Below are 5313 nucleotides of genomic sequence, written 5' to 3' on the forward strand. Positions count from 1 at the left end.
GAGCAACAAAGCCCAGCGCCGTCGCGTCCGGCTCGACCGTGATGGTTTTGGATGCGGATTTTCCCGGCCCGACGGAAATCTGGTCGGATCCGATGAGATCGCCCGCCAGCGCCGTGCCGGCATCCCCCTGCAGCGCGAAATAGTCGGCGGAATTGAATTTGCCGGTGCTTTTCAGCCGCATCACCAGGATCGTTACCGGCCGGTCGCCGCCGCCTGGCCCCGGGTTCATGCCAGCACCGCCGTTTACGTTGACGGTGATCACCGATGGTTTCGGCGGACCACTCTGGCAAGCCGCAAGCAACCCTGTCGCGCCCAAGGCAACAACAAATTCACGTCGATCAATCATCTCTCACTCCTCCTCATATGCATCTCGAAAATCAGCGCCGATTTCGCCAAGGAAGCTCTTTTCAGCACTCTCGGCGATTTCACGATGGCGCTTCTGGTAAAGTTCCCACAGCTTGGCGCCCCGCCCCCCAGAGAGAAGGGTTCCGATCGCGGAATTCGATTTCAGCTCTTCCTCGATCACTACCGGGTCAAAACGGTCGATCATCCGCCGCATGGCGGTCTGTATGCCTCGCCAGGCGCGTACGTGATGTTGCGCGAGATCGCGCACCGCATCGGTGATTGCCGCTTCACCGCCGAGAAATCCTGGGCTGCGCTCAGCGATAAGCGTTATGATGGCGTCGTCGACGGTCGGCAGGAACTTGAGCGGATTGACTTCGGAGGCCCCGACCATGGTCTGCGCGACGCGCGCGTTTCCCTTTTCCTCGGCCCGCTTGCGCAGAAGCTGCATCAGGCCTTCCATCATCATCCGGTATTCGCGACCGAACTTCTCCATTTCCGCGATGCTGTCGCGTCCGGGGAAATCGGCTTCCTCGACACCCATGCCATGCAGGAATGCGGCGCGAAGCGCCATCTCCTCCGGCCGCGCCGCACCCAGCGCCGGGGCGGCTTTGGGAGCAGCACCCACACGTGGTGAAGCAGGGGTAGCTGCGGGCTGCACCGGCAAATCCCAGGGATTGGCTGATTGGGATCGCTGGGCGATGCGCTCGCGCTGTTCGATCGAACTGGCGCCGTTCGCCGAACTGAGCGTGGCGGCTGGTCCGAAAGCAAAGTCATCATGGGTTCCGGACGGCTTGTCACGGGCGGCTTGGGCTGCGCGGTCGGGGGACGGTACCGCGTCGAGGCTGAACGGGTCCGCTTGGCTCGCCGCGCCGCCCGGTTCGCGATAAGGGGCGGGATTTTTCGACACCGGCGTCGAAACCGGATCGAGGCTGAACGGGTCATCGAAAGCGGCCGAGTGGCGCTGGTCGGAGTTGGCACGTTCGAATGCACCCGCAACCGGCTGCTCGAAAGGGTTCGGCAGATCGGCCGGACGTGGCCGTCGCGGCTCTTCTTCGACCTTGGCGGAAAAGAAGTCATCGCGACCGATGCTCACCGGGGCCCGGGATGCTGGCGGCGCGCGTTCCGAAACCGGCTGGCCGGCCGCTGGTGCTTGAGTGGCTGGCGTTTGCAGGTCGACATGGACGACGTAGTCGCCCAATCTCAGCCGCATGCCACTTTGAAGGCGCGTCGACTTGCCGGCACCGAGCGGGCTGTCGGAGTCGTTTATGAACAATCCGCTGCTCGACGTGTCGGTGACGAAATATCCATCTCGCCCGCCAGAGATCTTGCAATGTGCCCTTGAAACGAACATGTCGGGATCGTTGATCTGCCAACCCGCGTCCGCGCTGCGGCCGATCACCAGCTCACCCTCGTCAAGCCGGGCCTGCCGCACCGCCTGGGTGCGTGGCCCTTGCTCCAGTGTCAGCAGCAGGCTCATGCCGCGACCCCCGTCATTTCCGGCCGCCATCCGACGATTGTCCGCAGCCGCATGTCGTCAGCATCGCCCCTTTCGATGGGTCGCGCAAGCCAGGCGGTCCGCCCGAGCCGAACCGCTCCGATTTGGGGCGGCGGTACGGCTTCACGCGCAAGCACGATGCGCAGATCGACGTCGAGCGACTCCCCGACCATGTCGCGAACGGCCTGCTTGAACAGCTTGAGCCGCTCGCCGCCAGGCAGGAACGCCTTGAACTCCTCATACCCCAGCGGGCCGACACGCAGTTCGATCCTGCTTTGGCGGCTGAAAACGCGTGGGCCGATCGTCGCGCCCTTGCCGAGCCCTGCAAAGGCCTTTGCAAGACGGGTCTGGAGACCGGTTGGTACTGTTATCCAGGCGGAGATGAACTCCTTGATCTGTACCGGCGCCTTGAACGCTTCCGCCAGGAACAGCGTCAGCCGTTCCGGGCCGTCGACCTGATTGGCCAGCGAAGCCGCCTGGCGAAGCTTCACCGTATCGAGATTGGGGTCCTGCGTGCCGGGAAGTCCGATCCCGGCCATGGCTTCAAGCATGGCGCGAACGCGCCCGCCGACCGCGCGTTCGGCCTGCACGGCCGGGTGCGCATCCGCCCACGCCCGATAGTAGAGGGCGATCATACGGTGCTGCAGAATGTTGACGAAGTCGACGAACGTCGTGTCGCTGGTCAGTTGTGCCTCGGCGCCGGCGAACCAGCGTTGCGAGAGCCGGTCGAGCACCCAGCGCGTCAGATGCAGCGGCATTGGACCCTCGGGTCCCAGCAGACCAAAATTTGCCACCGTGACCCGGGCCGGTGCCGCATCGCGGGCTTCGCGGAACACAACCAGGTCCCGTGCGGAAAAGGCGAGGCGTACATGCTGGCCGAGCCGTGCCGGCTCACGGTCGGGACGGCCGGAATGGCCGAACAGACCGTTCCGTTGTTCGAGGCGGCGCAGCAGTTCGAAAAAGTCGAACGTCTCGGACAGACCTTCGGCCCTGTTCGGGCCGGGCGTGTCTAGATCAGGTAGCGATTGCCGGGCGTCATCGGCCATGGCACATCCTCCTGCTTCTGCAGCAGCCGCGTGCGAGTTCGCACGAAGCCGTTTATCCCGGCGTGACGAGCAAACAACCGCGCCAGCAAGGCCGAAAGCAGCAAGGTACTTTGGCCGGCCAGGACCGATTGATCAACATGCAACGTGACTTCGGTACCGCGTCCAAAGCACATCGGTCCATCGATTTGCAGACGTTCGATGACCGGCTGCGAGTCGATACGCACGATCGAATGCACATTTCGGGCAAGGCTTGGATCGCCGCGATCGGCATAAAGGTCGAGTAGCGCATGCAGGGGATCGATGCCGCGGCCTTCTTTGGCAAGACTGAGAAAGTTGAGCGCGAGCTGCGCCACCAGCCGCCAGGCGAGATCATCGGCCCGCGATTCCCCGTCGGCCCCAGCAGGCAGTGCCGCAGGAATAGCTGGCTGCGGCGCACGCAAGGCGCCAAGAAGCCTCACGGTTTCGACCGGGTCGCCGGCCTCTAACGTCAACGTCGGATTGTCATCGAGGATCGGCAGATCACGATTGGTGCAAAGCGCCATCACGTCGAGCCGCTTCAGCGGCCGGGTCGCCGGCCTTACGAGCGGCCGGGACACGGCCAGGAAAACGTCATCCCCGGTATAGGACGTTCGCGTCAGGCCTTCGCGGCGCTCCTCCTCCATCGCGCGGCGAGGGCGCCTTTCGGTCGAATAGACCCAACCACTACCGCCGTTCTGACCCAGGCTGAAGAGCTCGGGGATTTCAGCGTCGTTACCTTCCGTGTCGGCGTCCTCGACGCGGATGACCCGGTAGATTTCGAAGTCACGCGCCCGCGTCCGGTCCGCATGCAACACCTGGCGCGTCTTGCGTTCATCGACTTCGACGACGTTGCACTCGCGTTCGAACAGATTGATGATCGGTGTCGCGAAAAGTTCGAAGTCCGCCGGCGTCAGATCGGCCAGCTCGGGAACCGTGCGTTTGAACAGGAAAATGATCTCGAGTCCGGCCGCGCATTGGCGCACGACAGGCTGCAATCCCAAAACCCGTGCATAGTGAAAACGCTCGGGCATCATGAAGTATTCGCGCAGCAACCGGTATCCTCGAATGTCGGGCGGGTGCGCGGCATCAAGGCCTCGTCGTCGCTGATGCCGATCATCTCGGGTGCCGGCAACGGCGACAGCGGGTTGGTCTTGCCTTCCGGTCGCGCTGCTGTGGCCGCGCAGGCGCCGAAAATCGCATCGAACAGTAGCGGCGCCTTGGTGCGTCCGGCAAAATAGAGGTCAAGCCGGTCGAGAGCCAGTTCGTCGAGCTTGCCTTTTCCGGTCCTGGCCAGCGTGAGGCGGAGCGCCGACTCGCCGCTGACACCGCCGATCGGTCCTATGCCAGCCATCGCCATCGCACTGCGGTCCTGAAAAAAGCTGACCGAAGTGACCGCGATCGGCCATAGAGTCATTTCCTGGGCGGTTGAGAAAATGCAGCGCGTTGACAGGCCTGGCTGCAGGCTGGAAACCAGCCGTGTGTTGCGCTTGACGACGTGGCCGGCCAGCATGGTCTGGACCTGCTGGCCGGGTTTCAGCACCGCCATCGCCGTTGCCGGCGCCGGCGTGACCAGATCGGGATAGAGAACGTCGAGCACACTGCGGGAAAATCGCGAGCGCTCGGCATCGACCTTTAGCCGGGTGCGCGCGGCCAGGAAGGCTACGCCATCGAGCAGGCGCTCGACATATGGGTCCGGACACGGCACCGTATCGAGGGAAAGGTTGCGCGCCACCGCCGGATGCATGTCTGCGAATTCCGATGCAAGAGCGCGGATATGGCTCAGTTCCTCCTCGTAATATTCGACGAAGACCCGATCCATCTCAGGCCTCCCCAATTTCGGTCCGCGCCAAACCGTTGTCGAGATTGATCGTGGTGCGCAGGCGCATGCGTTCGGGAGTCGGGGTCATGATCAGAACGGCGTCTATCTCGATCTTCAGGCCGACGGTGTTGTCGCCAAGCGTGACCGTTACCTTTGTTGCGCTTTCCTTCAGGCGGGGCTCGAAGGTCGCGAGCACCATGCGGATCTCACGTGCCAACACCTCGCGATCGAAGTCGCGCGACGAGCGGCCCGAGAAGGAGGGCACGCCGTAATTGACCACGCTGCGGCGGACCTCCGGGAAATCGGCAAGCGAAGGGGGATTGTCCGCAACCTGTTCATTTTCCAGGTCGGAAAGAAGCGGCGTCGCCTCGAAGCGCTCTGTGTTGAAGAGCGCCTCGATGTCACGCCGTACCGCTTCCCTGAGCACGCGCGCCGATACCACCACGCCACGGCTTTCGATTTCGACGCGGTGCTGGGTCTGAACGGCCAACCGATGCAGACGGCGTTTCTGATCCGGTGTCAGTACCACATCGGCGTCGATGGCACGCGTGCTGCCGGCAACGAGTGTGTCGAGACGGTCCGCGCCAAGC

4 protein-coding genes and 1 pseudogene are annotated in these 5313 nt (G+C 63.5%); all 5 read right to left on the reverse strand.

Annotation, left to right across the window (positions count from 1 at the left end):
- On the reverse strand, positions 1-346 hold a 346-nt coding region (gene tssJ / locus EN949_RS32680; protein ID WP_127371910.1), incomplete at its 3' end, for a type VI secretion system lipoprotein TssJ.
- A 3-nt stretch (positions 347-349) separates the two neighbouring features.
- On the reverse strand, positions 350-1822 hold the full coding sequence (tagH, locus tag EN949_RS32685) for a type VI secretion system-associated FHA domain protein TagH (protein ID WP_027163186.1): 1473 nt from the start codon (positions 1820-1822) through the stop codon (positions 350-352).
- Positions 1819-2886: a type VI secretion system baseplate subunit TssG gene (gene tssG, locus EN949_RS32690; protein WP_024504479.1), complete on the reverse strand. Its 1068-nt coding sequence runs from the start codon at positions 2884-2886 to the stop codon at positions 1819-1821. Before tssG ends, tagH begins: the two co-directional genes overlap by 4 nt.
- Positions 2850-4723 (reverse strand): annotated as a pseudogene (tssF, locus tag EN949_RS32695) (type VI secretion system baseplate subunit TssF). Before tssF ends, tssG begins: the two are co-directional and overlap by 37 nt.
- A 1-nt stretch (position 4724) precedes the next feature.
- Positions 4725-5313, reverse strand: a 589-nt coding sequence (gene tssE / locus EN949_RS32700; RefSeq protein WP_245472564.1) for a type VI secretion system baseplate subunit TssE, incomplete at its 5' end; no start/stop codon positions are given.

Origin of the sequence: Mesorhizobium sp. M7A.F.Ca.US.007.01.2.1 (genome assembly GCF_003998165.1) — a bacterium.
GTDB lineage: Bacteria > Pseudomonadota > Alphaproteobacteria > Rhizobiales > Rhizobiaceae > Mesorhizobium > Mesorhizobium ciceri.